The 24,954-nt window shown below is 58.7% G+C and carries 23 protein-coding genes; 8 read left to right on the top strand and 15 right to left on the bottom strand.

All coding sequences use genetic code 11. The features are described 5' to 3' along the window. Positions 1-83 precede the first annotated feature (83 nt). Positions 84-875: a dienelactone hydrolase family protein gene (locus AD659_RS19915; RefSeq protein ID WP_053124356.1), complete on the bottom strand. Its 792-nt coding sequence runs from the start codon at positions 873-875 to the stop codon at positions 84-86. 144 nt (positions 876-1,019) lie between these two features. On the opposite strand from AD659_RS19915, the gene AD659_RS19910 reads away from it, so the two are divergent. From AD659_RS19910 to AD659_RS19900, 3 genes are all read left to right on the top strand, one after another. After that, complete coding sequence (locus tag AD659_RS19910) at positions 1,020-1,619, top strand: hypothetical protein (protein ID WP_053124354.1); 600 nt, start codon at positions 1,020-1,022, stop codon at positions 1,617-1,619. A gap of 111 nt (positions 1,620-1,730) precedes the next feature. Next, positions 1,731-2,408 (top strand): response regulator, encoded by a 678-nt coding sequence (locus AD659_RS19905; protein WP_053124352.1) that lies wholly within the window; start codon positions 1,731-1,733, stop codon positions 2,406-2,408. Then, positions 2,405-3,751: an ATP-binding protein gene (locus AD659_RS19900; protein WP_053124350.1), complete on the top strand. Its 1,347-nt coding sequence runs from the start codon at positions 2,405-2,407 to the stop codon at positions 3,749-3,751. The genes AD659_RS19905 and AD659_RS19900 overlap by 4 nt, the downstream gene beginning before the upstream one ends. Positions 3,752-3,911: 160 nt before the next feature. On the opposite strand, the gene AD659_RS19895 is transcribed toward AD659_RS19900, so the two are convergent. Further along, positions 3,912-4,910 (bottom strand): AraC family transcriptional regulator, encoded by a 999-nt coding sequence (locus AD659_RS19895; RefSeq protein WP_053124347.1) that lies wholly within the window; start codon positions 4,908-4,910, stop codon positions 3,912-3,914. Between the two features lie 332 nt (positions 4,911-5,242). Between AD659_RS19895 and AD659_RS19890 the strand changes: the two genes are divergently transcribed. Both AD659_RS19890 and AD659_RS19885 read left to right on the top strand, forming a co-directional pair. After that, positions 5,243-6,595 carry a dicarboxylate/amino acid:cation symporter gene (locus AD659_RS19890; RefSeq protein WP_053124344.1) on the top strand — a complete coding sequence of 451 codons (1,353 nt, stop codon included), beginning with the start codon at positions 5,243-5,245 and terminating at the stop codon, positions 6,593-6,595. A gap of 303 nt (positions 6,596-6,898) precedes the next feature. After that, a complete protein-coding gene (locus AD659_RS19885; protein ID WP_053124343.1) occupies positions 6,899-8,080 on the top strand; it encodes a CaiB/BaiF CoA transferase family protein in 1,182 nt (393 codons plus the stop codon). A gap of 120 nt (positions 8,081-8,200) precedes the next feature. Here AD659_RS19885 and AD659_RS19880 read toward each other — a convergent pair whose 3' ends face one another. Continuing rightward, positions 8,201-8,695, bottom strand: coding sequence for a SprT family zinc-dependent metalloprotease (locus AD659_RS19880; protein ID WP_053124341.1), 495 nt, complete (start codon positions 8,693-8,695; stop codon positions 8,201-8,203). 148 nt (positions 8,696-8,843) lie between these two features. Continuing rightward, on the bottom strand, positions 8,844-9,446 hold the full coding sequence (locus AD659_RS19875) for a Yip1 family protein (protein ID WP_053124340.1): 603 nt from the start codon (positions 9,444-9,446) through the stop codon (positions 8,844-8,846). A 394-nt stretch (positions 9,447-9,840) separates the two neighbouring features. On the opposite strand from AD659_RS19875, the gene ttcA reads away from it, so the two are divergent. Both ttcA and AD659_RS19865 read left to right on the top strand, forming a co-directional pair. Beyond that, positions 9,841-10,665, top strand: coding sequence for a tRNA 2-thiocytidine(32) synthetase TtcA (gene ttcA / locus AD659_RS19870; RefSeq protein WP_003178962.1), 825 nt, complete (start codon positions 9,841-9,843; stop codon positions 10,663-10,665). Between the two features lie 66 nt (positions 10,666-10,731). Further along, positions 10,732-11,406: a DNA-3-methyladenine glycosylase I gene (locus AD659_RS19865; protein ID WP_053124338.1), complete on the top strand. Its 675-nt coding sequence runs from the start codon at positions 10,732-10,734 to the stop codon at positions 11,404-11,406. Positions 11,407-11,505: 99 nt separating this feature from the next. Here the strand turns inward: AD659_RS19865 and AD659_RS19860 are convergent, their stop codons facing one another. From AD659_RS19860 to arsC, 3 genes are read right to left on the bottom strand one after another with little or no spacing between them, the layout of a single operon-like run. After that, positions 11,506-11,931, bottom strand: coding sequence for a DUF2069 domain-containing protein (locus AD659_RS19860; RefSeq protein ID WP_053124336.1), 426 nt, complete (start codon positions 11,929-11,931; stop codon positions 11,506-11,508). Further along, the gene (gene wrbA / locus AD659_RS19855; protein WP_053124334.1) at positions 11,924-12,529 is read right to left on the bottom strand and encodes an NAD(P)H:quinone oxidoreductase; all 606 of its coding nucleotides are present in this window, start codon (positions 12,527-12,529) and stop codon (positions 11,924-11,926) included. Before wrbA ends, AD659_RS19860 begins: the two co-directional genes overlap by 8 nt. Beyond that, the gene (gene arsC, locus AD659_RS19850; RefSeq protein WP_053124331.1) at positions 12,526-12,879 is read right to left on the bottom strand and encodes an arsenate reductase (glutaredoxin); all 354 of its coding nucleotides are present in this window, start codon (positions 12,877-12,879) and stop codon (positions 12,526-12,528) included. The genes wrbA and arsC overlap by 4 nt, the downstream gene beginning before the upstream one ends. A 114-nt stretch (positions 12,880-12,993) precedes the next feature. Between arsC and AD659_RS19845 the strand changes: the two genes are divergently transcribed. Further along, a complete protein-coding gene (locus tag AD659_RS19845; RefSeq protein ID WP_053124329.1) occupies positions 12,994-13,458 on the top strand; it encodes a TlpA family protein disulfide reductase in 465 nt (154 codons plus the stop codon). 145 nt (positions 13,459-13,603) lie between these two features. Here AD659_RS19845 and AD659_RS19840 read toward each other — a convergent pair whose 3' ends face one another. The 8 genes from AD659_RS19840 to AD659_RS19805 form a co-directional block, all read right to left on the bottom strand. Further along, the gene (locus AD659_RS19840; RefSeq protein WP_053124328.1) at positions 13,604-14,008 is read right to left on the bottom strand and encodes an META domain-containing protein; all 405 of its coding nucleotides are present in this window, start codon (positions 14,006-14,008) and stop codon (positions 13,604-13,606) included. Beyond that, positions 14,008-14,442, bottom strand: coding sequence for a hypothetical protein (locus tag AD659_RS19835; RefSeq protein WP_053124325.1), 435 nt, complete (start codon positions 14,440-14,442; stop codon positions 14,008-14,010). The genes AD659_RS19840 and AD659_RS19835 overlap by 1 nt, the downstream gene beginning before the upstream one ends. 208 nt (positions 14,443-14,650) lie before the next feature. Next, positions 14,651-15,640, bottom strand: a complete 990-nt coding sequence (locus AD659_RS19830) for a 2-hydroxyacid dehydrogenase (protein WP_053124323.1) — start codon at positions 15,638-15,640, stop codon at positions 14,651-14,653. Between the two features lie 377 nt (positions 15,641-16,017). Next, positions 16,018-18,768, bottom strand: coding sequence for a response regulator (locus AD659_RS19825; RefSeq protein ID WP_053124321.1), 2,751 nt, complete (start codon positions 18,766-18,768; stop codon positions 16,018-16,020). Between the two features lie 158 nt (positions 18,769-18,926). Next, the gene (locus AD659_RS19820) at positions 18,927-20,054 is read right to left on the bottom strand and encodes an SbmA/BacA-like family transporter (protein ID WP_053124319.1); all 1,128 of its coding nucleotides are present in this window, start codon (positions 20,052-20,054) and stop codon (positions 18,927-18,929) included. A 46-nt stretch (positions 20,055-20,100) separates the two neighbouring features. Next, positions 20,101-21,513 (bottom strand): TolC family protein, encoded by a 1,413-nt coding sequence (locus tag AD659_RS19815; RefSeq protein ID WP_053124317.1) that lies wholly within the window; start codon positions 21,511-21,513, stop codon positions 20,101-20,103. Further along, positions 21,510-23,645, bottom strand: coding sequence for a peptidase domain-containing ABC transporter (locus AD659_RS19810; protein ID WP_053124315.1), 2,136 nt, complete (start codon positions 23,643-23,645; stop codon positions 21,510-21,512). The genes AD659_RS19815 and AD659_RS19810 overlap by 4 nt, the downstream gene beginning before the upstream one ends. Before the next feature lie 11 nt (positions 23,646-23,656). After that, positions 23,657-24,940: an HlyD family secretion protein gene (locus AD659_RS19805; RefSeq protein ID WP_053124313.1), complete on the bottom strand. Its 1,284-nt coding sequence runs from the start codon at positions 24,938-24,940 to the stop codon at positions 23,657-23,659. Positions 24,941-24,954: the final 14 nt, after the last annotated feature.

Below are 24,954 nucleotides of genomic sequence, written 5' to 3'. Positions count from 1 at the left end.
AAGATCTGTGAGCGCTGCGCACTCAAGCGGGAGCAAGCTCCCTCGCCACAAAAACATCATTTTTTCAGCTGAAAGAAGTGTTCTCAGCCAAAGATTTTCTTGAAGAACTTCTGCATGTCCGCCCACGACTTCTCATCGGCTTCCTTGTTGTAGCCAATGTCCGGCCCGCCATGCTCGCCGTGGCTCAAGCGGTCGGCATCGGGGTTGCTGAAGCCGTGCTTGGCGCCTTCGAGGCTGACGAATTTATAGTCGACACCGGCCTTGTCCATCTCGCTCTTGAACGCGGTGACGTTGTCCTGGGTGACCATGCTGTCCAGGGCACCATGTTCAACCAGCACCTTGGCCTTGACGCTGCCGGGCGTGGCCGGGGTGTTGGTCACCAGCGCACCGTGGAAGCTCACCACGCCGGCCAGCGGCACACCCTGGCGCGCCGCATCGAGCACCACCTTGCCGCCGAAGCAATAGCCAATGGCGGCGAGTTTGTCCGGATCGGTCTGGGGCTGTTTCTTCAGCAGGTCGAGACCGGCCTGGAAGCGGGCGCTGGCCGCCTTGCCGTCCTTGAGCGCCGCCTGCATGAAGGCCATGGCGTCCTTGGGATGCTCGGTGTTCTTGCCGTCGCCGTACATGTCGATGGCCAGGGCGCTGTAGCCCAGGCCCGCGAGGTCACGGGCGCGGCGCTTGGCGTAGTCGTTCAGCCCCCACCATTCATGCACCACCACCACGCCTGGTCGCGGGCCTTTGACTGCGTCGTCATAAGCGTAATAACCGATCAGCTGGGTGCCGTCGGCACTGGTGTAGGGGATCTCCTGGGTCTGGATGGCGGCGTGGCTCACGCCGCTCATGGCCAGAAGTACAACAGCTAGCAGCCTGCGCATGACGGATCTCCTTATAAAAGTGGTCCGCACAGATTAGCCGATTCATTCAGCGCAGGTTCAGAGAACGTTCAAGGGGTGTTCAGGGACCGCTGGTTAAGGTGGCGACGACTTCACGAAACATCCACGTTGCAAAGGAACTCGACCATGACTGCTATGAAAAAACTGCTGTTGGCTTTCACCGTGCTGGGCGCCACCGCCATGGCCCACGCCGATGACAACTTCGCCAGCCTGACCCTGGGCCAGACCAGCGACAAGGTGAAGAAATCCAACGCCTTGGACAGCGCCCTGAACAACCCGAACGCCGACGGCATCATCGGCAAGGACACCACCTATGGCCTGCGATTGGGCAAGCAGAACGACCAGGGCCGCTACTACGCCACCTACGACAACGTTTCGGGCACCCACAACGGCATCAAGTTGCGCCAGGAAAACCTGCTGGGCAGCTACGATGTGTTCTATCCGGTCACCAGCAGCACCAAATTGTTCGGCGGCGGCACGGCGGGCCTGACCAAGCTGACCCAGGATTCGCCCGGCTTCAGTCGCGATAGCGACATTGGCTACGCGGTGGGCTTGCAGGGCGGCGTGCTGCAACAAATTTCGCAAAACACCTCGGTTGAACTGGGTTACCGTTACCTGCGCAGCAACGCCAGCACCGAGATGAGCCCGCACGGTGGCGACAAGGTCGGCTCGCTGGACCTGACCAGCAGCGCCCAGACCTACCTGTCCGCCAACTACACGTTCTAAGCGGTCGGGGGCGAGGGTGAGGAGATCCAGCCGGATCGGTCGAAGACGATCCGGCGCCTTTCGTTGAAGTGTGCCGCGCTGGATGGTTTGATTTGCCTGGGGAGAGGCTCCATGAAATTACTGGTCGTCGAAGACGAAGCGCTGTTGCGTCATCACCTGCAGACCCGGCTCACCGACAGCGGCCATGTGGTGCAGGCCGTGGCCAATGCCGAAGAGGCCTTGTACCAGGCCCGGGAATTCAACCATGACCTGGCGGTGATCGACCTGGGCCTGCCCGGCATCAGCGGGCTGGAACTGATCCGCCGGCTGCGCGCCCAGGACAAGACGTTTCCGATCCTGATCCTGACCGCCCGCGGCAACTGGCAGGACAAGGTCGAAGGCCTGGCCGCCGGTGCCGACGACTACGTGGTCAAGCCGTTTCAGTTCGAAGAGCTGGAGGCCCGGTTGAACGCCTTGTTGCGTCGCTCCAGTGGTTTCACCCAATCGACCATCGTCGCCGGGCCGTTGCTGCTGGACCTCAACCGCAAGCAGGCGTCCCTCGACGAAGAGCCGCTGGCGTTGACCGCCTACGAATACCGCATCCTTGAATACCTGATGCGCCACCACCAGCAGGTGGTCGCCAAGGACCGCTTGATGGAGCAGCTTTATCCCGATGACGGCGAACGTGATCCCAACGTCATCGAGGTGCTGGTGGGGCGCCTGCGCCGTAAGCTGGAAGCCCCGGCCGGCTTCAAGCCAATCGACACCGTACGAGGCCTGGGTTACCTGTTCAACGAGCGCTGCCAGTGATTCGTTCGCTTCGGCTGCGGTTGATGCTGGCCGCCATGACCCTGGCGGCGCTGTTCATGCTGGCCTTGTTACCGGCCATGCAAGGTGCGTTCAGCCTGGCCTTGCAGGAATCCATCGAGCAACGCCTGGCTTCGGACGTGACCACGCTGATTTCCGCCGCCCGAGTGGAAAACAACCGCTTGAAGATGCCGGCGCAGTTGCCCGACGAGCGCTTCAACCTCGCTGATGCCCGTCTGCTGGGCTACATCTATGACCGCGAAGGGCGACTGGTCTGGCGGTCGAAGGCCACCCAGGAAGAAAACATCAATTACACGCCGCGTTATGACGGCCAGGGCAACCAGTTCGCCCGCATTCGTGAAAACAACGGCCAGGAATTTTTTGTCTACGACGTCGAGATCAAGCTGCTCGGCGGCCAGAGTGCGGCGTTCAGTATCGTCACCCTGCAACCGGTGCGCGACTATGAAGTGACCTTGCAAGGGCTGCGGGACAATCTTTACCTGGGCTTTGGTGCGGCCTTGTTGGTGTTGCTGGCGTTGTTGTGGATAGGCCTGACCTGGGGGCTGCGGGCATTGCGGCGCCTGAGCCAGGAACTGGATGAAATCGAAAGCGGCGCCCGGGAAAGCCTCAGTACCGAACATCCCCGGGAACTGTTGCGCCTGACCGGCTCCCTCAACCGCTTGCTCGACAGCGAGCGGGAGCAACGTAGCCGTTATCGCGACTCCCTCGATGACCTGGCCCACAGCCTGAAAACCCCGTTGGCGGTGTTGCAGGGCGTCAGCGAGGACATGGCCCGACGCCCCGAGGACCGTGGCCAGGCCTGGGTACTGCAAAGCCAGATCGAGCGCATGAGCCAACAGATCGGCTACCAGTTGCAGCGCGCCAGCCTGCGCAAAAGTGGGCTGGTGCGCCATCAGGTGCGCTTGCGCCCGGTGTTGCAAAGCCTGTGTGACACCTTGGATAAGGTCTATCGCGATAAACAGGTCACGGTCAGTTTCGATCTGCCGGACCACTGCCAGGTGCCGATCGAACAGGGCGCCTTGCTGGAAATGCTCGGCAACCTGCTGGAGAACGCGTATCGGCTGTGCCTGGGCGAGGTGCGCGTCAGCGTGCACCAGATCCTCGGCGGCACGGAGTTGAGTGTCGAGGATGACGGGCCGGGCGTGCCGCCGGATCAACGGGCGCGGATTCTCCAGCGTGGCGAGCGCCTGGATCGCCAGCATCCGGGGCAGGGCATTGGGTTGGCGGTGGTCAAGGACATCATCGAAAGCTACGGCGCCAAGTTGACCTTGGGGGATTCAGAGCTGGGTGGGGCGGCGTTCCGGATTCATTTTCCGGTGGTTTGACTGGAATGTTTTTGGTGGGTTTGTGGGCCGTTGTGGCGAGGGAGCTTGCTCCCGCTGGGCTGCGAAGCGGCCCCCAAAAACTTGCGAGCGCTGCGCACTCGAGCGGGAGCAAGCTCCCTCGCCACAGGAGCCGGTAGATACAAAAAGCTGGGTATTACCCTCAGCTCTCCAACGCCCTGTAAGCCCCCGGCGTCAGCCCCGTCCACTTCTTGAACGCCCGGTGAAACGCCGATGGTTCGGAGAAGCCCAACTGCTCGGCAATCTGCTGCAACGACAACTCCGCACGCCCCAGATGGTAGATGGCGATATCCCGCCGCAGCTGATCCTTGAGTTCCTGGAAGCTGGTGCCTTCCTCCCGCAGATGCCGGCGCAAGGTCTGTGGGCTGATGTGCAAGTGGGTGGCAACGGTGTCCAGGTCGGGCCAGCGTGCCGTGTCGCGGCTGAGCAAGCGGCGCAGCTGGCTGCTCAGGCTGTGGCCATCGTCCGGGCGCGACAGCAGGTCGGCAGGGGAGCGTTCGAGAAAATGCTTGAGGGTGCGCTCGTCCTGCAGCAGCGGCATGTCCAGGTAGCGGCTGTGGAACAACAGGCTGCTGCTGCGCGCTTCGAACATCAACGGACAGGGAAACAGTAGGTCGTATTCGGCACCGTGGGCGGGCTTGGCATAGCCGAACGTCACCTGCTCCAGGCCGATCCGCTGGCCGATCAGCCAACTGGCGAGGCGATGCCAGACCACCAGCAGGCTTTCAGTCAGGAAGTGATCCGGGTCCCAGAGCGTCGAATCGTCCAGCACCAGCCGCACGCGTTCGCCTTCGGTGTCCAGCGTCAGGCGCGGGGCGTCGGGGAACAGACTGTAGAACAACAAGCCGCGCTGAAGGGCCTTGCCCAGGGTCCGACAGTGGATCAACGCGTGACACATCATGGCAAACGTCCCGGGTTTACTCGCCGCCCGGCCGAACCCCAGGTATTCGTCCTCCATCGCCAGCCACAGGGCCTGCAACAGGCGGGCGAACTGCTCCGGCGCAATCCGCGCGCGCGGCTCATCCAAGAGTTCGGGGCTGATGCCCAACTGTTGCAGCAAAGGCAAGTAGTCGAAGCCTTGCCGACGCGCACCGCCCAGGGCTGCGCGGGCGAAGTGGCTGGCAATCGTGCGTTGGCGCATGGCAGAAATCCGTCCGTTAAGCGGGCGATGGTAGCAGGGGGCTGACGCTGGACAAGGCGGATATCCGCCAAATCCCGGAGCGGTAAACCCCCTGCGGGCGGAAATCCGCCACCTCTCACCGTCCTGTTTAACCGTTGATGAATCCCCAAGCCCTTCTGTAGTCACGGTTGTAGGGCTTTCTCAGAAAGTGGCACGGGCCTTGCGATAGAGCCTGCAGGTCTGCCGCGTGCAGCCGAAAAAAACAAATCCCTCCAGTGCAGGAGGGTTCGCAATTGAGGTGCCGTGGACGACAGGTGGAAGTCGTCACGCGGGACTCTTGAGGAAGGTTTGCCATGACGACTCGTCAGCCACTGTACAAATCCCTGTATTTCCAGGTGATCGTAGCCATTGCCATCGGCATTTTGCTCGGCCACTTCTACCCGCAGACCGGTGTTGCCCTGAAGCCATTCGGCGACGGGTTCATCAAACTGATCAAAATGGTCATCGCTCCCATCATCTTCTGTACCGTCGTCAGTGGTATCGGCGGCATGCAGAACATGAAATCGGTGGGCAAGACCGGCGGTTATGCGCTGCTCTACTTCGAAATCGTTTCCACCATCGCCCTGCTGATCGGCCTGGTCGTGGTCAACGTCGTGCAGCCGGGCGTCGGCATGCACATCGACGTGGCGACCCTGGACACCAGCAAGATCGCCGGTTTCATCTCGGCCGGTAAAGACCAGAGCATCATTGCCTTCATCCTCAACGTGATCCCGAACACCATCGTCGGCGCGTTCGCCAACGGCGACATCCTGCAAGTGCTGATGTTCTCGGTGCTCTTCGGTTTCGCCCTGCATCGCCTGGGTGCCTACGGCAAGCCGGTGCTGGACTTCATCGATCGCTTCGCCCACGTCATGTTCATCATCATCAACATGATCATGAAGCTGGCGCCTATCGGTGCGTTCGGTGCCATGGCTTTCACCATCGGCGCCTACGGCGTCGGTTCGCTGGTGCAACTGGGCCAGCTGATGATCTGCTTCTACATCACCTGCGTGGTGTTCGTGCTGGTGGTGCTGGGTGCCATCTGCCGCGCCCACGGCTTCAGCGTCGTCAAGCTGATCCGCTACATCCGTGAAGAACTGCTGATCGTGCTGGGTACCTCCTCCTCGGAATCGGCCCTGCCACGCATGCTGATCAAAATGGAGCGCCTGGGTGCCAAGAAGTCGGTCGTAGGCCTGGTCATCCCGACGGGCTACTCGTTCAACCTCGACGGTACTTCGATCTACCTGACCATGGCTGCGGTGTTCATCGCCCAGGCCACCGACACCCCGATGGACCTGACTCACCAGATCACCCTGCTGCTGGTGCTGTTGCTGTCGTCCAAAGGCGCGGCTGGCGTGACCGGTAGCGGCTTCATCGTACTGGCGGCCACCCTGTCGGCCGTAGGCACCTTGCCAGTGGCCGGCCTGGCACTGATCCTGGGTATCGACCGCTTCATGTCCGAAGCCCGCGCCCTGACCAACCTGGTGGGCAACGCGGTTGCCACGATCGTGGTTGCCAAGTGGGTCAAGGAACTGGACGAAGACCAGTTGCAGATTGAACTGGCTTCCGGCGGTCGCGGTATCTCCGATGTCCGTGAAGATGACGAGCAGATCGCGGCGGCGCAGATTGCAGCGGCTGAAACCTCTGCTCCAGGCGCTATGAAGTAATCTTCAGGCTGCAATGAAAAACCCGCTTCGGCGGGTTTTTTTTGCACCGTGTTTTCCGGGTGAAGTGCTTTTTGTGGCGAGGGAGCTTGCTCCCGCTGGGTTGCGAAGCAGCCCCAGGATGTATCTGCTGCTGAGGGGCTTCAGGTAATACACAGGGGTCTGCTGCGCAGCCCAGCGGGAGCAAGCTCCCTCGCCACAATGGGGGCACACTGAGCGCAATGGTCATCCCCTGTGACACCTGCGGTAATTGCCTCGCCACCCGCTCCTGCCTAGTCTTTAACCATCACTCCGTGGAGATCGCCCATGCAAGGCCCACTGGCATCGCTCAAGGTTCTGGACTTCTCGACCCTGCTGCCCGGCCCGTTCGCCTCGCTGTTGCTTGCGGACATGGGGGCCGAGGTGTTGCGCATCGAGTCGCCGACCCGCCAGGACTTGCTGCGGGTGCTGCCGCCCCATGACCAGGGTATCTCGGCCAGCCACGCCTACCTCAACCGCAACAAGCGCAGCCTGGCCCTGGACCTCAAGCAGCCGGAAGCGTTGGAGGTGGTCACGCAGTTGCTGGGGGACTACGACATCCTGCTGGAACAGTTTCGCCCCGGCGTAATGGAACGGCTGGGCCTTGGGTACGAGGCCTTGAAAGTCATCAACCCGCGGCTGATCTACGTGTCGATCACCGGCTACGGCCAGACCGGCCCCTATAAGGACCGTGCCGGCCACGACATCAACTACCTGGCCCTGGCGGGGCTGGCCAGCCACACCGGCCGTGCCGACAGCGGGCCGGTGCCGCTGGGCATCCAGGCGGCGGACATCGCCGGTGGTTCGTTGCACGGGGTGATCGGGCTCTTGGCGGCGGTCATCGCCCGCCAGCAGAGCGGGCAGGGCCAGCACCTGGACGTGAGCATGACCGACTGTGTGTTCAGCCTGAACGCCATGGCCGGTGCCGGTTACCTGGCCTGCGGCGTGGAACCGGGTTGGGAAAATCAAATGCTCAACGGCGGCAGCTTCTATGACTATTACCGCACCCGAGAGGGTCGCTGGATGTCGGTGGGCAGCCTGGAGCCGGCCTTTATGCAGGCGTTGTGCGGGGCTTTGGGGCGACCGGAGCTGGCGGCCCGGGGACTGTCGCCCAAGCCTGAACAGCAACAGGCCCTCAAGCAGGCGCTGCAAGCCGAGTTCGAGAAACATGACTTTGCCGAGCTGTGCCGCTTGTTTGCCGGGATCGATGCCTGCGTCGAGCCGGTGCTGAGCCTGGAGGAGGCTGTGCGGCATCCGCAATTGCAGGCTCGGGCATTGGTGACACAGGTGCCCCGAGGGGATGGTTCGACTCAAGCGCAGATGGCTTGTCCGTTGAAGTTTTCCGAAGGGCTGCCCGAGCCTCGGCATGTTGGCGCGGGGCTGGGGGCTCATACGGATCAGGTGTTGGGGGCGTTGGGGTTCAGTGATGAGCGGATCGCTCAACTGCGCAGTGCCAAGGTGGTTTTGTAGTGCCCTCAATGGCCCCTTCGCGAGCAGGCTCGCTCCCACATTGGATCTCTGGCGTTTGCAAAGTCCCATGTGGGAGCGAGCCTGCTCGCGAAGGGGCCAGTCCAAGCACTACAAAAATCACTATTCGACCCGAGTCTCCCCACTGAACACCAAGGTATTGCGACAACTACGGCACAAATACCGTCGCCCCTGGCGCACCAGGCTGTGGCGTTGGGCCGAGAACGGGAAGTCGCTGCCATCGCAAGGGCACTTGTAGATGTAGCGGGTCACGCTGCGGCGTTTGATTTCGTAGGTGTGGCAACGGTTGGGCGGCAGTTCGTACACCCCGCGCATGATCAATTGCCATTCTTCGCCATGGGCTTGGATGCGGTCGCCAAACAGCTGGTGTGCGATCAAGTGTGCGACTTCGTGGGCGACGGTCTGCTTGAGGAAGTCTTCGGCGTTTTCCCGGTACAACTGTGGATTGAAGCGCAGCAGATTTTCATGCAGGTGCGCGACACCGGCCTTCTGGCCACGCAATTTGAAGCTGACCACCGGGCGTTTGAAAGGACGTTTGAAAAAGGCTTCGGCTTGTTGGTAACACTCTTCGACGCGGGTATTGAGTTGCTCGAGCATGCTTTACGGGTCTCCAGAAGCCCGAGTATGCCGCAAGCGCCGGCCGTTGCGAATCGTCCAGGCGCCCAGTGGTCGTTCCAGACACAGGAAGGCCGCCTTTCGGCGGCCTGTGTCGGCAGATCCTGCTTTTTTATGGGAGGGCGCTACGTCAATTGGTATAGACCGGGCCAACGCCCAGCCCCCAGACGATCACCGTGAACGCCATGATGGCCACCAGCACCACCAGGCCGACGGCGAGCACCGAGCTGGAAAACAGAAATCCTTCGTCCTGGGGAATGTTCATGAACGTCGGCAAACCCACATACAGCAGGTAGACGGTGTAGCAGATTGCCGCCGTGCCAACGATCATCCCCAGCCACATGTGCGGGTAGAGCGCCGCCAGGCCGCCGATGAACAGAGGGGTCGCGGTGTAGGTGGCGAATGCGACGCAACGGGCCAGGCTCGGATTGGCGTCGTAGGTGCGGGCCATCCAGTGGATAAAGGCACCCATCACCGCCACGCCGCCCAACATGGCCAGGTACGACATGATGGTCATCCACAGCGCACTTTCCTGCGTGAGCATGACCGGTGGACGATTGCCGATGACCCATCCCACCTGCGTGGTGCCGATGAACGCCGAAACCGCGGGAATGGCCGCCAGGATCAGCGTGTGGGTGAGGTACATGTGGCTGATGCTTTCCTCCTGATCGCCACGGATTTCTTTCCATTCTTGATCAGGGTGGGTAAAGAGCCCTGCGACATGTCGGATCATAGTCAGTCACTCCTTTGTTATTGCCATCGCCCCCCAACGGAGCGCCTACGGGCCAAAACGGCCAAGTAAGTAAAGGTCTAGATATGTGTGCGACCTTATGTCGCAGTATAGGAAGGAGTTACTCCGAGGGGGATGGGGGGCTTAGAGCAAATCGCGCTGTAGCGGGGCCGGCTAATCGCGGCTTGATCTGTATGCACAATTTCGCTGGCGAACAGATTCCCTGTGGCGAGGGAGCTTGCTCCCGCTCGGCTGCGAAGCAGACGCCAACAGGACGACCCAGAGGGTTGCTTCGCAACCCAGCGGGAGCAAGCTCCCTCGCCACAAGGGCCGTGCCACAGCAGGGATTTTTTGCGTAAAATGCCGGCCTTTCGTCACACCTCACGGATTTCGCGTCATGGGCACTCTTACGGTCAACCAGAACAAACTGCAAAAGCGCCTGCGCCGCCTGGCCGGTGAGGCGGTCGCCGATTTCAACATGATCGAGGACGGCGACAAGGTCATGGTCTGCCTGTCCGGCGGCAAGGACAGCTACACCTTGCTCGATGTGCTGATGCATTTGCAGAAGGTTGCGCCGATCAAGTTCGACATCGTCGCGGTGAACATGGACCAGAAGCAGCCGGGGTTCCCCGAGCATGTGCTGCCGGCCTACCTTGAGTCGCTGGGCGTGGAATATCACATTGTCGAGAAAGACACTTATTCGGTGGTCAAGGAACTGATTCCCGAAGGCAAGACCACCTGTTCGCTGTGCTCGCGCCTGCGTCGCGGAACGCTCTACACCTTCGCCGACGAGATCGGTGCGACCAAGATGGCTTTGGGGCACCACCGTGACGACATCGTCGAGACGTTCTTCCTGAACATGTTCTACAACGGCTCGCTCAAGGCCATGCCGCCCAAGCTGCGCGCCGATGACGGGCGCAACGTGGTGATCCGTCCGTTGGCCTATTGCAACGAAAAAGACATCCAGGCCTATTCGGATTTCAAACAGTTCCCGATCATCCCCTGCAACCTGTGTGGCTCCCAGGAGAACCTGCAACGCCAGGTGGTCAAGGAGATGCTCCAGGAGTGGGAACGCAAGACCCCGGGCCGTACCGAGAGCATTTTCCGCGGCTTGCAGAACGTCATTCCGTCGCAACTGGCGGACCGCAACCTGTTCGATTTCACCAACCTGCGCATCGACGAAAACGCCACGCCGCGGTTCGTCAATGTGGTGAACCTCTGACGAGGGCAGGGCTTCTATTTACGGCGCTCGCGGGCGCCGTTTTCATTTCCGACCCCAGGAGAGGGCATGCGCGATTACAAGTGGCTGCACGAGTACTGTCTGAACCGCTTCGGTTCGGCGGCTGAACTGGAAGCCCATCTGCCTGTTCCCAAGACCCCGGCGCAACTGCGCAAGATCAGCGACGACCGCTACCTCTCGACCCTGGCACTGCGGGTGTTCCGCGCCGGGCTCAAGCACAGCCTGGTGGACGCCAAGTGGCCGGCCTTCGAAGAGGTGTTCTTCAAGTTCGACCCGGAGAAAGTCGTGCTGATGAGCGCCGAGCACCTGGAGCGGCTGATGCAGGATGCGCGAATCATCCGCCACCTGGGCAAGCTCAAGAGCGTGCCGCGCAACGCGCAACTGATATTGGACGTGGCCCACGAAAAAGGCAGCTTCGGCGCGTTGATCGCAGACTGGCCGGTGACCGACATCGTCGGCCTGTGGACCTACCTGAAAAAACACGGCCACCAATTGGGTGGCCTGTCGGCACCGCGCTTCTTGCGGATGATGGGCAAGGATACCTTCGTGCCCAGTTATGACGTGGTGGCGGCGCTCAATGCCCAGGACATCATCGACAAAGTCCCCACCAGCCTGCGGGACCTGGCAACGGTGCAGAATGCTTTCAACCAGTGGCATGAGGAGAGCGGTGGGCGGCCGATGTCGCAGATATCGATGATGCTGGCTTATACAGTGAATCATTGAGACCGGGTTGCGGCCATCGCGAGTGAGCTCGCTCCCACAGGGGATTTTCGGCGTTCAAAAATCCAATGTGGGAGCGAGCTTGCTCGCGATGGCGGCCTATCAGGCGACGGAGATATCTCCCTCGCCAGCCAACCGCCGGTTCAACTGAAACCGCCAACGCACATACAGCAAGGCCGAGCAGAACACTGCCACGCTCGCCGCCATTTCCAGCACGCCGAACAGTTGCCGGTTCGGGTCATAGGCCGCCAATGCGCCCTTGATGAAATACAGGTTCACCACGAAGCACATCCACGAGTGTCCACGGGCGCTGCCGCTGAGCATGCCGGGTGCGAGGATCAGCAGCGGCACCAGTTCGATCAGCAGAATCACCCAGGGCCTCGCGCCGTGCAGGTCAGCGATCAGCAGGTAGTAGGCGCTGAGCAACCCCACCAGGCCGAAAAAGCACAGCAGGCTGAGGACGCGGGCCAGACGTACGCGCGGTTCCAGCCATTGGATGGAAGGCAGGATCTTCGGCTTTTTAGCCACGGCCGTTCTCCAGCAGCAGGGCGGTTTTCGCCAGGCGCGAACCCAGGGCGCGGCACAGGGCGACTTCATGTTCGTTCAAGCCGCTTTTGCCATCGGCCCCGGCGTGATGGCTCGGGCCGTAGGGCGTACCGCCGCCCTGGGTGTCGATCAGGGCCGATTCGCTGTAGGGCAGGCCGGTAATCAGCATGCCGTGGTGCAACAGTGGCAGCATCATCGACAGCAGGGTGGTTTCCTGGCCGCCATGCAGGCTTGCCGTGGAGGTGAACACCCCGGCCGGTTTGCCCACCAGTGCGCCGGTCAGCCACAGATTGCTGGTGCCGTCGAGAAAGTACTTGAGCGGCGCGGCCATGTTGCCGAACCGGGTCGGGCTGCCCAGGGCCAGGCCGGCGCAGTTTTTCAGGTCATCGAGGCTGGCGTAGAGGGGGCCTTGCTCAGGGATATCCGGTGAAATGGCTTCGCACTCGGTGGAGATCGCCGGCACCGTACGCAGCCTGGCTTCCAGCCCGGCCTGCTCGACACCACGGGCGATCTGCCGGGCCATTTCGTTGGTGGAGCCGCTGCGGCTGTAATACAACACCAGGATGTACGGCGTGGTCACGGCAGGATCTCCAGGATCTTCTCCGGCGGCCGGCCGATCATGGCTTTTTCACCGGCTTCAAGGATCGGCCGCTCCATGAGTTTCGGGTGCGCGGCGATGGCGGCGATCAACTGGGCCTGGCTCAGGCTTGCGTCGGCCAGGTTAAGTGCCTTGTATTCGTCCTCACCGGTGCGCAGCAATTGCCGGGCGCTGATGCCGAGCTTGCCCAGCAGGCGCTCCAGTTGCGCGGCGTCGAGCGGGGTGTCCAGGTAGCGGACCACGGTCGGCGTCAGGCCGCGGGCCTCCAACAGTTCCAGCGCACCGCGGGATTTCGAGCAGCGCGGGTTGTGATAAAGCGTCAGATCGGTCATGAGCGGGTCGCATCTTGCGTAAGGTGGCGGCTATTCTACTGTGCCGCGAAGTCCCTAGCACCTTAGAGAGGTGACGGGTCGCAGCAACGTTCACATTCAGACAAGGATTGGCACATGGCAAGGCGATTGATGGCGGCACTGACATTCTTGGGCATCCTGTTGCTCGCCGGTTGCGGAAACGACTACGGGGTGGACCAGAACGGCCAGGCCATCGCCTCGCAGCGGCTGGACAAACAATGGCTGGTGCTCAACTACTGGGCGGAATGGTGTGCGCCGTGCCGCACCGAAATCCCGGAATTCAATGCCTTGGCCGAACAGCTCAGGGGGCGCAACGTCGGCGTGTTCGGGGTCAATTTCGACCAGGTGCAGGGCGAAGAACTCAAGAGTGCCAGCGACAAGATGGGGATTCGCTTCACGGTATTGGCCCGGGATCCGGCCGAGATCTTCGACCTGCCGCGCAGCGAAGGATTGCCGGTGACCTACATCATCGATAACCAGGGCAAGGTGCGCGAGCAGTTGCTGGGGGAGCAGACGGCGGCGGGGGTGATGGCCAAGCTTGAGGCGTTGCAGGCACTGTAGGAGCTGTCGAGTGCAACGAGGCTGCGATCTTGTCCCAGACAATTGAATCGAAGGCGAAAGATCAAGATCAAAAGATCGCAGCCTTCGGCAGCTCCTACAGTGCAGTCCAGCGGGAATAATCTCTGGCCACAGATGCCTCTCAGCCTCAGCCTTCCTCCAGCCACCACCGCAGCGGCTTGCCCTGGGCCGGCCAGAAGCGCATCTGCTCGATGGGCGAGATGTCCCAGCGTTCGACCTTTTCCAAGGCCTGCAAGAAGCGCGTCTCCTGCTCCATCAGCGCCGGGGCGCAGAGCTTGCGGGTGCTGCCGATCTTGCCGAAGCTCAAGCGGTGGCCTTCCAGCGTATAGGGCGCGAACCAGTGGTTGCAGCCGCCGTTGCCATAGGCTCGACCGTCATCCCCAAGGGTGATGGTCAGGTGGCTGTAGTCCATCAATGGCCGTTCGCCGATCCACTCCAGGATGTAGCTGCGGTTAGGTTGCAACTGCACAGGTTCAGCAGCACACCCCATCAGGCTCATGCCGATCGACGCGGACAGGGCCAAACGTTTCATCAGGCGGCTTCCCGGCATTTCGGGCACAGGTGTTTTTCACCCACGGTGGTCCAGCCCAGTTCGGCGATTCGCGCAGTGGCGGCCGGTTTCTCGGCCTTGACGCCAAGCTTGGCATCGACGGCGAATTCGAAGCTCAATTCCTTGGCACAAGCATCACAATTGACCTGCCAGGTGTGGATCGCCAGTTCGCCGAACACCGGGCCGGTGGTCATGGCGGTCCATTGGCCCATGGGCTTGAGCAGGTGCCGCACGGTGTCCACGGTCAGGCGCATGGACAAGTCCTTGCTGCCCTTGAGCGTGACGAGCAACACATCGTTGGCCTGGATCGAACCGCCATTGCCGGTCACCTGGTAACGGCCCGGCGCCAGGGCGCGGACTTCGGTCAAGGTGTGCTGCGGGTTCATCAGGGTGTAGCGGAAATCGTGTTCGGCCATGGGTCCTCCAAATAGGCGCGACATGCTAGCACGGGGCATGGCTTGGGATGGTCTCGATGGCGGGCATCGGGAGATCGGGCCGACGAAACTCCATTCCCTGTGGGAGCGAGCTTGCTCGCGATGGCGGCGGATCGGCCAGTATTGATCTTGACTGACACACCGCTATCGCGAGCAAGCTCGCTCCCACAAGGGGGGGCTGGCTCAAGGTTTAGTTGTCCACCAGATTCTGCGGCGTGCCAGCCGCCCAGGCGGCGATGTTGTCCAGGGTGGTCATGGCAATGGCGGCCAACGCCTCGTGGGTCAGGAAGGCCTGGTGGGCGGTGACAATCACGTTGGGGAAGGTCAGCAGCCGTGCCAGCACGTCATCCTGCAGGGGCAGGTCAGAGCGATCCTTGAAAAACAACTGGGCCTCTTCCTCGTACACATCCAGGCCCAGGTAGCCCAACTGGCCGCTTTTCAACGCCGCGATCAAGGCCGGTGTGTCCACCAGGCCGCCGCGTCCGGTGTTGATCAGCATGGCGCCGCGTTGCATTGCGGCCAGCGTTCGGGCGTTGATCAGGTGCCGGCTCTGTTCGTTCAACGGGCAATGCAGGCTGATGATCTGCGCTTGCGCCAGTAGTTCGTCCAGGGGCAAGTAGCGGGCGCCCAAGGCTTCGATCTGTGGGTTGGGGCAGGGGTCGTAGGCCAGCAACTGGCAGCCGAAACCGGCCATGATCCGCGCGAACGTAGCGCCGATCTGCCCAGTGCCGATCACCCCGACGGTCTTGCCCACCAGGTCGAAGCCGGTCAGTCCATGCAGGCTGAAATTGCCGTCCCGGGTGCGGTTGTAGGCACGATGCAGGCAGCGATTGAGGGCCATGATCAACGCCACGGCATGTTCGGCCACGGCGTGAGGCGAGTAAGCCGGAACCCGGACGATGCTCAAGCCCAGGCGCTTGGCGGCGAGCAGGTCGACATGGTTGTAGCCGGCCGAGCGCAAGGCGATCAGCCGCGTGCCGCCTGCGGCCAGCCGCTCCAGCACCGGGGCGCTCAGGTCATCGTTGATGAAGGCGCACACCACTTCATGCCGTTCGGCCAGGGCCACGGTGTCCAGGTTCAGGCGGGCGGGCTGGAACTGCAACTGAAGGCCTGCGGGCGTCGGGGCCTGGGTGAAACTGTCGCGGTCGTAGGTCTGGCTGCTGAAAAAAATCACGCGCATGGCGGCCTCCTGGCAGAAAAACAAGCCCCTAGGACTAATGCCGATCAGTTAAGTGGATACCACGGCGAAACACACAAACCGTGGCGAGGGAGCTTGCTCCCGCTGGGCTGCGCAGCAGCCCCAAACAGGGCCGCTTCGCGACCCAGCGGGAGCAAGCTCCCTCGCCACAGGAATATTGCTGGGCTTCATTTCTCTTAACTGACTGGCATTAGCCCGTAGGAGCTGTCGAGCGAAGCGAGGCTGCGATCTTTTGATCTTTCGCTTGCGACTCAATTGTCAGCGTAAAGATCGCAGCCTCGTTGCACTCGACAGCTCCTACGGTCCGGGGTCGGAACGTGGATTTTCAGCGATTCCGACCTCCAGGGTATTGCCCTGGATCAGGCGCTGATACGCGCTTCGCTCGCCAGGCGGTTGATGGCCCGCTCCAGTTCTTCCAGGGCGACGGCAGCCTTGGGGTCCTGTTGCTTGAGCAGGGTTTCGCTGCGCTGGCAGGCCGCACGCAGTTGCGGCACGCCGCAGTAGCGGGTGGCGCCGTGCAGGCGGTGGACCCGTTCGATCAAGGCGTTGTGATCGTTGGCCTCGCTGGCCTGGCGGATCGCTTCGCGGTCGGCTTCCAGGGACGCCAGCAGCATCGCCAACATGTCTGCCGCCAGGTCGGCCTTGCCGGCGGCCAGGCGCAAGCCTTCTTCGTGATCCAGCACCAGCAGTTCGCTGCCACCCTGGGCATCGCTGCTGCGTTCCGGCGACTGGTTGCGCAGGGCCAGGCCGGTCCATTTGAGCACCACTTGGGCCAGTTGCCGTTCGCTGATGGGTTTGGTCAGGTAGTCGTCCATGCCGCTTTGCAGCAGGGCGCGCTTTTCGTTGGCCATGGCGTGGGCGGTGAGGGCGACGATCGGCAGCGGCGTGCAGTGTCGCTCGCTTTCCCACTGGCGGATCGCCTCGGTGCTCTGGCGACCGTCCATGCCGGGCATCTGCACGTCCATCAACACCAGGTCGAAGGTTTCCTTCTGCACGGCCTTGACCGCCGCGTAGCCACTCTCCACCGCCAGCACCTTGGCGCCCATGTCTTCGAGCAGGGTCTGCACCAGCAGCAGGTTGGCCGGGTTGTCGTCCACGCACAGCACTTTCGGGGCGCGGCTGGAAACCGGCTCGCTGGGTTCGCTGCGGGGCGGACGCGGGTTGACCAGGTCGGACAGCGAACGACGCAACTTGCGGGTGCAGGCCGGCTTGGCCTGCAACTGGCTGTGAGGGTTGGGCACCGAGAGGTGGTACAGGGTCTGTTCGGTGGTGGGGCACAGCACGAGGACTTTGCAGCCCAAGTGCTCCAGGTCCCAGATGTGCTGGTTGAGGCGCTCCGGCGGCATGTCGTTGCTGGTGATACCCAGCACGGCCAGATCGATCGCCTGGTCGGTCTGGTGGGCGACGGTGATGCCGTTGGTCAGGCTCTCCAGGGTGCTGAACGGCGTCACTTGCAGGCCACAGTCTTCGAGCTGGTGCTGCAAGGCCTGGCGGGACAGTTCATGATTCTCCAGCACCGCCACGCGTCGGCCCAGCAACGGCGGACCCGGCAGGTCCTCGGCATCGTCACGGGTCTTGGGCAGGCGCAGGCTGATCCAGAACTCCGAGCCTTCGCCAGGCGTGCTGTCGACGCCTATTTCGCCACCCATCTGCTCCACCAGGCGTTTGGAAATCACCAGGCCCAAGCCGGTGCCCCCCGGTTGCCGCGACAGTGAGTTGTCAGCCTGGCTGAAGGCCTGGAACAGCGCCCGCACGTCTTGGCTGGACAGGCCGATGCCGGTGTCCTGGATGCTGATGCGCAACTGCACGCTGTCTTCGTGCTCGTCTTCGAGCATGGCCCGGGCGACGATGGTGCCCTCGCGGGTGAACTTGATCGCGTTGCTCACCAGGTTGGTGAGGATCTGCTTGAGGCGCAACGGGTCGCCCACCAGCGACAGCGGTGTGTCCCGGTAGACCAGGCTCACCAGTTCCAACTGCTTGGCGTGGGCGGCGGGGGCGAGGATGGTCAGGGTGTCCTGCAGCAGGTCCCGCAGGTTGAACGGAATGCTGTCGAGCACCAGCTTGCCGGCCTCGATCTTCGAAAAATCGAGGATTTCGTTGATGATCCCCAGCAGGCTGTCGGCGGATTTCTCGATGGTGCCCAGGTAGTCGAGCTGGCGCGGGGTCAGTTCGCTTTTCTGCAACAGATGGGTAAAGCCAAGGATGCCGTTGAGCGGTGTGCGGATTTCATGGCTCATGTTCGCCAGGAACTCGGATTTGATCCGACTCGCCTCCAGGGCTTCCTTGCGGGCCAGGTCCAGCTCGATGTTCTGGATCTCGATGGTTTCCAGGTTCTGGCGCACGTCTTCGGTGGCCTGGTCGATGCTGTGCTGCAATTCTTCCTGGGCGTTCTGCAAGGTACTGGCCATGCGGTTGATGCCCGAGGCCAGTTCATCCAGCTCCTGACTGCCCAGCGGCGGCAGGCGGGTTTCCAGGTGGCCGTCCTTGAGTTGCGCCACGGCTTGCTTGATCTGGCTCAGCGGGCGGTTGATCGTGCGGCCCATGCGCAAGGCCAGCAGCGCGGTCAGGCACAGGCCGGCGCCGATCAATAGCAGGCTGGCAAACAGGCTGCGGTAACCGCGCAGCAACATGCCGCTGTGGGACAACTCCAGCTCGACCCAGCCCAGCAGGCGGTCGGCCTCTTCGGGAATCAGCTCGCCCGCCAGGTTGCGGTGCTTGCCGAATACCGGCAGCAGGTAGCGCGTGGCGTCATTGCCGGTGCGTTGCAGCAACTGCGCACTGTTGCCCTCTGGTGCCCGGTTGAGCATGGTCGGGCCGGCGTGGGCCAGCGGCGCGCGGTCGGGGGCGAGGAAAGTCACGGCGCGTACGTCCGCTTGCTCGAGGGACTGGGTGGCGATGCGCTCCAGCAGATCGGTGTCCTGGCGGCTCATGGCAGGGGCGACCAGCGGTGCCAGCTGTTCGGCGATCATCTCGCCCCGTTGCAACAACTGGGCGTGCAGGTCCGCTTGCTGCATCCAGGTGAAATAGCCGCCCAGGACCAGCGCCATCAGGCTGGTCGGCAACAGGGTGAGCAACAGCACACGGCCTTTGATTCCCAGTTTCTTGAGCACACTTGTCTCCTGCATCCAGCGGTCTGATTGAACTGTGCGCGCATCCGGCACGCACTACCTGGGCAGTGTAGCGATTTGCGGGTGGGGGTTCTTTGGAAAATTCGTGTCCGCTGTGCGTCGGTCCTGCTGGGACTTTGCCACAGTGGATCTGCAATCGCTCAGTGAATGTCCGCCGATAGCCCTGTGTCAGAGGAGGACGGCTGTGGATGCTTCGGCGCCTCCGCAGGAGAGTTCCTCATTGCTTTATTGAAAGTGATCAGGCGATCTGTGGTTGCTTTCCAGTCAGCGAGCCTGCTGTAGGCGTTGATGAACCAGCTAAGGTTTTCACTTAAATTTCCAAAAGCCGAATTTATCTGCATCAAATCACCAAAGGTTATATGGCCGGCAAAGAAGCGCGGGGCGGCCAATAAGCTGCTTAGAATCAAGGCCAGTTGGCCATATGTCTCCGTGAACAACGATAGGCGCATTTTTATTTGTATTATTTTGCGGAAGTTTGCCAAGCTACTTTCGAGCTTGTGATTAATATTGCTTTTCTCAGGTTCGTGTTCCAAGAGAGAAGGAGCTTTTTTGAATTTCTCCCGGAGCTTGATTAAGAAGTAGCGTAGATCGGCTTCCAATCGTTGTTGGTTGTTGCTTAAAGAAATTAGATTGAAGCCGATTTTTTGACTGACCAGAGTTCCGATAAAAGCATATGTAATAGCGGCTAGGAACATGTAGCAAGGTATCGTGATTCCCCAAAGTGCAGCATCACCGGAGGCGCGGATTAACACTACGCTGAAGGTTATTACGCTGGCGGTAGTAAAGATTAGTCCGCAAGCCAGGTCGATGGTCTCAAAGGTAAATTTATTAACGTCCTCTGCGATGCGTTGGTCTGGATTGTCTACCTCGTTTCCAGTTTGATCGGTTTGGGCAGGATCTAGTGTCCAAAGGAAAAGGTAATGGTTGGTTAACCATCTTCGCCATCTCAAAGCCAAGATGTCAACCAAGTATGCTATCAGGACCGATCTGAAGACAGAAAAAATGACGACACCTATGAATATCAATATCAGAAGATAAAATTGTTTTATATCGCCTTCCTGTATTGCGTCATAAAAGTACCTATACCATTCGTTAACGATCAGCGCTGTGGCAACGGCCAGAAGCGACAGAAATATAAGCAGTACCGCTGTAATCCAAGCGAATATTCGTTCCTTACTTTGCCAATACGGCAATAAGATAGAAAGGGTGTTTCTGATAAAACTATCACTGTGTTGCGAAGGTCTGGAATTTAAAGGGTCACGGTCCATGCTGATCTCGTTATGAGGTTCCTTGTTTATGATCTGTTGTGCTGTGTCAGTTCAATCTCCAAAAGCCCAACAGTCCCAAATTTTCTGAAAGTCTTAATCGTGCGGTGTGCCAAACGTTCAAGGCGTTAATGTGCTGAGCTTCAGCGCCTGCGTAGGTATTTAAAGCGCTTAACAATTCAATCATGCTACCCACCCCGGATCGATAGCGACCTTGCACTACCTCAAGGGATTGTTGTGACTGTGTGATCAACTTGTTGGTATGGTTCAGTCGCTGAAACTCATTACTTAGGGTTTGATAGTTTTCCCAGAGTTCAAGCGATAACCTCAGTTGTTCCTCCAGAAGTTCTTCCTTGCTTGCCTCAAGACGGGCGATATCACTGCGTATCTGATATTTTCGGCTGAAGCCATCGAATAGCGGAATGCTTAATTGCAGGCCAACGGCTCTATCCCGGTCACGTCTGTCGCCTTTAAGCATCTGGGATTGATCAACCCGGGTATGGGAAATATCCGCCGTTAGTGAAAGGGTCGGTTTTCCAGCCGCGCGACTCTCATTAAGCTTCGCTTCAGTGGCTTTGATCCGAGCTCTAACGGCTACCAAAGCAGGGTGATCTTGTTGGGCTTGTTGAAATAGCTCGTCAATTGTCTTGATAAATCGCGTATCGGGTAATGATGTTAGATCGCCCTCCAATGCGAATGCTGTCTCAGGAGAGAGTCCCATGCGCAGCGCAAGCAGCCCAGTGGCATTGCGGAGCGCTCCCTGATCGCGAATGTGATTCAGACTGGCTTGGGAATAGGCTGCTTTCGCTTGCAATAAATCGGAAAGTGCTGCGGCTCCAGATCGATACTTCGCTTCTGCTGCGTCGAGATTTTCCACTGCAAACGATGTAACCTTTGATGAGGTGATCAAGCTGCGCTGAGCGGCAAGAGCTCTGTAGTAAAGCTCTGCTGCGGAAGCGAAAGATTTTTGCAGTACGGCGTCTTGATTGGCATTGGCAGCAACCAGGAGCTGCATGGATCTTTTTAGCTCGGCTTCCCTATGCCCAAAATCGAACAGTACCCAACTGAAATGCAACCTATTGGAAATCTGCCGTTGGTTTCCTTCGCTGGAAAGTTCGCTGCGTTGCTCATAATCAGTAACGGTCCGTCCCGTAGACATGCCGCTGCTGCCGGTGAGTTTCGGAAAATATAAAGATCGACTGACTCCGATTTGAGCGGCTTGCGCTTTTGCATGAGCCCAGGCCGAGCGTGTTTTGGGATCATTGCAAAGTATCCGTTCTATGGTCTCCTGTAGAGATAATTTTGTAGGAATACTTCCGAAGGTGCACGGCTGATCCGTGTAGATACTTGCTTTTGAAGAGGCTGATGTGACGTGGTTTGGCGCAACAAGCTCAGCCCCCATAGCTGATAACGTTATGCCCCCGACAAGTAGGGAGAGGGCACAGGTGGAATAGCCCTTCATCTGATTGCATTCACATTTGCGTGGAAGGGGGACGGTTTTAATTTACCGGATTCTAATATGAAAACCCGATCCGCTGACGCGATCGTCTCAGGCCGATGCGCGACTATTATTCGAGTTATTTTGAGCGAGCGTATGGCGTCGTTGACTAATTGCTCGCATTGCAGATCGAGATGGCTGGTGGCTTCATCAAGGAATAAAATCCTGGCTTTTTTATAAAGCGCACGAGCCAAGAGTACGCGTTGTTTCTGCCCGCCTGAGAGCACCGTCCCCATGTCCCCAACCAGCGTGCTGTATCCCATAGGCATTGATTGGATACTATTATGGATCGCGGCCATTTCTGCACATTGCATGATCCAGGACATATCAGCATCCTGATCGAAAAAAGAAATGTTCTCCGCCAGTGATCCGGCAAACAAGACATCATCCTGCATCACCGTGCCGACCATGTCACGGAGTGTGTCTACGCGCATGTCTTTTACTTCTATTCCGGCAATTTTGATTTGCCCTTCGCTGGGAGAGAGAATCCCTAGCATCAAGTTGATCAAAGTGCTTTTTCCCGCACCGGAGGCTCCCGTGATAGCTATCGATTCTCCCTCGGCGATAGATAAGTTCAGCTTGTCAATAATATAAGGCTCTTGGTCAGAGTAACGGTACATTAAGTCTCTTATTTCTATATGGGCGCTGCGTGTACAGGGGATGGCTAAATTAATGTCCCCGTGGCTATCCTCCGGCGGATGAAGAACAATATCGGCTAAGCGCTCACCGTAGAGTTGAAGCATATGCAATTCGAAAAAATGGTCCACCAGATTCGACACCCTACTGACAAATTGTGTCCTATAGGCGGTGAAGGCCATCAATACACCCACACTGAAATGTCCACTCATTACCATACCGGCGCCAAACCACACCGCCAGCAGGTTTTCGATGCCGAAAAGTAACCCGTTCATTTGGGTGTAAAGAAGTTGCATTTTTTGAGTTCGAATATCTGCATTGATTTGTTCGATCAACAGGCCTAACCAAGTGGAGCGTCGCTCATCGGGTCGCCGGAATAGCTTGATCGCGCGAACACCTCTGATGGTTTCTAAAAAATGGCTCTCCTGACGCGCCGCGTGGATAATTTGTTCCTCCGTTGCCCGGCGAAAAGGGGAGTACCAGATGCAGCGGCCTAATATATAAAGCGCCATGGTGACGAGGGAAATAGAAGCCAGAGTAGGACTGTACATAAACATTAGTACCAATGTAGCAATACTCATCAGACCATCAAGCACACTGGAAAAAAATGCGGCGGTGAGTGTCTGTTGGATATGGTTTACTGCGCTAAAGCGCGATACGACATCGGCCAGATGTCGTCTTTCAAAAAAATGAATGGGCAATCTCAACAAATGAGTGAGTACGTTGGCGCGCCATTGCACGCTAATCATCGTGTTCATGTGAATCAACACCCATGCACGAATGGCTGTCACCCCCTGTTGCATAAGCATTAACAACCCAAAGCCCAATACAAGGGTTTTCAATAACTCGTTGTCTTCACTGACAAGCACATTGTCGATTGTCCACTGGAGAAAAAACGGACTGGCGAGAGAAAATATTTCCAGCGCGAACGCCAGTAGAAGTACTTGCAACAGTGATCGATACAGCCCCGTCGTTTTTCCAAGCATCTTGGAAAATTTGATATCGGGCTTCTTTTTCTTCTCTTCAAAATTAAACGCTGGCCATAATTCCAGCGCTATTCCGGTGAAAAACTCACTGCTCTCGGTAAGTGATATATGTCGAATGCCTCGGGCCGGATCATGTAACACTAGGTGGTTTTTACGTACGGACTTCAAGACTACAAAGTGATTGAAATCCCAGTGAAGAATACAGGGCAGTTTCAGTTGCAGAAGATCTTTCATGTCAAGCCTGACGGCACGTGTTCCCAGCTTCAGTTGGTCGGCTATTTGAATGATCTGTTTTAATGTCATGCCTTTTAATGAGGTTTGGAATCTGTTTCGGAGTTCATACAAACTTGAGTTATGCCCATGGTAGCCAAGTATCATGGCTAAACATGCCAGACCGCATTCAGTGGCTTCGGTTTGCAGTAATAATGGAAGCCGGCGTCCCCAGTGGAGTGAGATTGCATTTGTGTAATTCAACGGCGCTGCTCCTAGAGCCTACCCGTCAGGCTATAAAGAGGCTCAAGAACCCATTCATAAAGATGACGAGTCTCTTGCATGATGTCCGCTTCAAGTAACATGCCGGTTTGTAATGACCGTTGTTCGCCATAGGCCAGGACATGCTGCTTGTCCAGACCTACGCGTATTCGGTAATAGCGTTCGCCGTCCAGACCAATGCCGGGTATTTCTCCGACCGTGCTTGCAAGTTCCACGGCAGAAACCGAGGCCTTGGAGATGGATTTAACGATGCCGTTGTGTTGCCCGAATTTTTGATAAGGATAGGCTTGATAGCGAATACGTACTTCATCGCCAACTCGGATGAAACCGATGGACTTACTCGGAGAATAAAGCTCGGCGTGCAATGAGGCGTTGTTTGGAACGATGCTTAAAAGCGGTCTAGCGGTACCTGTGGACTGTCCGGGCTCTGCCAAAATGGCAGTCACGACACCTTCTTGAGGCGCCTTGATAACTAATATACGCCGCGCCTCACTCTCGATGATCTCTCGATCAATTTCCGATAGCGTTCTATGAATGATGGCGAGTTGATTTTCATGTCGAGCGGATAAGCCAGAAAGCTCGTTGCGGCGTTCGGTTATCCGTTGTCGCAGCGCGGAGCGGTCACGGTCAAGGGTATTTAGTTTCTGTCGATGATTGAGTAGCTCTGCCTGCCGTTGCTGTAGCTGATCCATGGCTATATATCCCTTTTCCATTAAACCTGAATAACGACTGGTGGCATTGGAAGCCAAGGCAACCAGCTGTTTTTGACTGGAAATTTGCCCGGCTAAAATATCCAACTCGTTTTTTAAGCTGCTTAAATGGCTGGTAAGGCTTTTCCTTTGATCAGCCTGCAGTGTTTTTGTTTTTGTGAGTTCATCAATTAAGGACCGTTTTCTTTCCTTAAGGTTGCTACTAATACTTTCCTGAATTGGATCGGAATTTTCGCCATAGTGCTCGCTGGATAATGTGAGCAAGTGGGTGCCCGCCTTAACGTGCTGCCCCTCATGAATGAAGCTTTCAAGCACCCGTCCTTGTTGTGGTGCATAAACTTTAATCTGCCCCGAAGAGGGCAGTAATTGCCCAGCTATGCTGCTTCGCTTGGTATAGCTTCCCCATATGAAAAAAATAACAACGATTGATGCAAGGGCTGTGGCGAAGACTGTGAGGAAGGCGAACGAGACGGGGCGAATCAGGACGATGTTGCCTAACCATTGCACCTGTTGGGCTTCTAGAGCCTCTGTTCTGAATAACGACGTGTCTTGGGTCAATGTGAGCATTCCTTGCTGACAAT

The sequence above is a fragment of the Pseudomonas thivervalensis genome, assembly GCF_001269655.1.
GTDB classification, from domain to species: Bacteria; Pseudomonadota; Gammaproteobacteria; order Pseudomonadales; family Pseudomonadaceae; genus Aquipseudomonas; species Aquipseudomonas thivervalensis.
Note: the sequence above shows the minus strand (reverse complement) of the source record. Positions and strands in the feature narration are given on the sequence as shown.

What these genes read in the sequence shown, in the direction of transcription:
- AD659_RS19915 (WP_053124356.1), bottom strand. Translation starts at nt 875, where the DNA reads ATGCGCAGGCTGCTAGCTGTTGTACTTCTGGCCATGAGCGGCGTGAGC.
- AD659_RS19910 (WP_053124354.1), top strand. Translation starts at nt 1,020, where the DNA reads ATGACTGCTATGAAAAAACTGCTGTTGGCTTTCACCGTGCTGGGCGCC.
- AD659_RS19905 (WP_053124352.1), top strand. Translation starts at nt 1,731, where the DNA reads ATGAAATTACTGGTCGTCGAAGACGAAGCGCTGTTGCGTCATCACCTG.
- AD659_RS19895 (WP_053124347.1), bottom strand. Translation starts at nt 4,910, where the DNA reads ATGCGCCAACGCACGATTGCCAGCCACTTCGCCCGCGCAGCCCTGGGC.
- AD659_RS19890 (WP_053124344.1), top strand. Translation starts at nt 5,243, where the DNA reads ATGACGACTCGTCAGCCACTGTACAAATCCCTGTATTTCCAGGTGATC.
- AD659_RS19885 (WP_053124343.1), top strand. Translation starts at nt 6,899, where the DNA reads ATGCAAGGCCCACTGGCATCGCTCAAGGTTCTGGACTTCTCGACCCTG.
- AD659_RS19880 (WP_053124341.1), bottom strand. Translation starts at nt 8,695, where the DNA reads ATGCTCGAGCAACTCAATACCCGCGTCGAAGAGTGTTACCAACAAGCC.
- AD659_RS19875 (WP_053124340.1), bottom strand. Translation starts at nt 9,446, where the DNA reads ATGATCCGACATGTCGCAGGGCTCTTTACCCACCCTGATCAAGAATGG.
- ttcA (WP_003178962.1), top strand. Translation starts at nt 9,841, where the DNA reads ATGGGCACTCTTACGGTCAACCAGAACAAACTGCAAAAGCGCCTGCGC.
- AD659_RS19865 (WP_053124338.1), top strand. Translation starts at nt 10,732, where the DNA reads ATGCGCGATTACAAGTGGCTGCACGAGTACTGTCTGAACCGCTTCGGT.
- arsC (WP_053124331.1), bottom strand. Translation starts at nt 12,879, where the DNA reads ATGACCGATCTGACGCTTTATCACAACCCGCGCTGCTCGAAATCCCGC.
- AD659_RS19845 (WP_053124329.1), top strand. Translation starts at nt 12,994, where the DNA reads ATGGCAAGGCGATTGATGGCGGCACTGACATTCTTGGGCATCCTGTTG.
- AD659_RS19840 (WP_053124328.1), bottom strand. Translation starts at nt 14,008, where the DNA reads ATGAAACGTTTGGCCCTGTCCGCGTCGATCGGCATGAGCCTGATGGGG.
- AD659_RS19835 (WP_053124325.1), bottom strand. Translation starts at nt 14,442, where the DNA reads ATGGCCGAACACGATTTCCGCTACACCCTGATGAACCCGCAGCACACC.
- AD659_RS19830 (WP_053124323.1), bottom strand. Translation starts at nt 15,640, where the DNA reads ATGCGCGTGATTTTTTTCAGCAGCCAGACCTACGACCGCGACAGTTTC.
- AD659_RS19820 (WP_053124319.1), bottom strand. Translation starts at nt 20,054, where the DNA reads ATGGACCGTGACCCTTTAAATTCCAGACCTTCGCAACACAGTGATAGT.
- AD659_RS19815 (WP_053124317.1), bottom strand. Translation starts at nt 21,513, where the DNA reads ATGAAGGGCTATTCCACCTGTGCCCTCTCCCTACTTGTCGGGGGCATA.
- AD659_RS19805 (WP_053124313.1), bottom strand. Translation starts at nt 24,940, where the DNA reads ATGCTCACATTGACCCAAGACACGTCGTTATTCAGAACAGAGGCTCTA.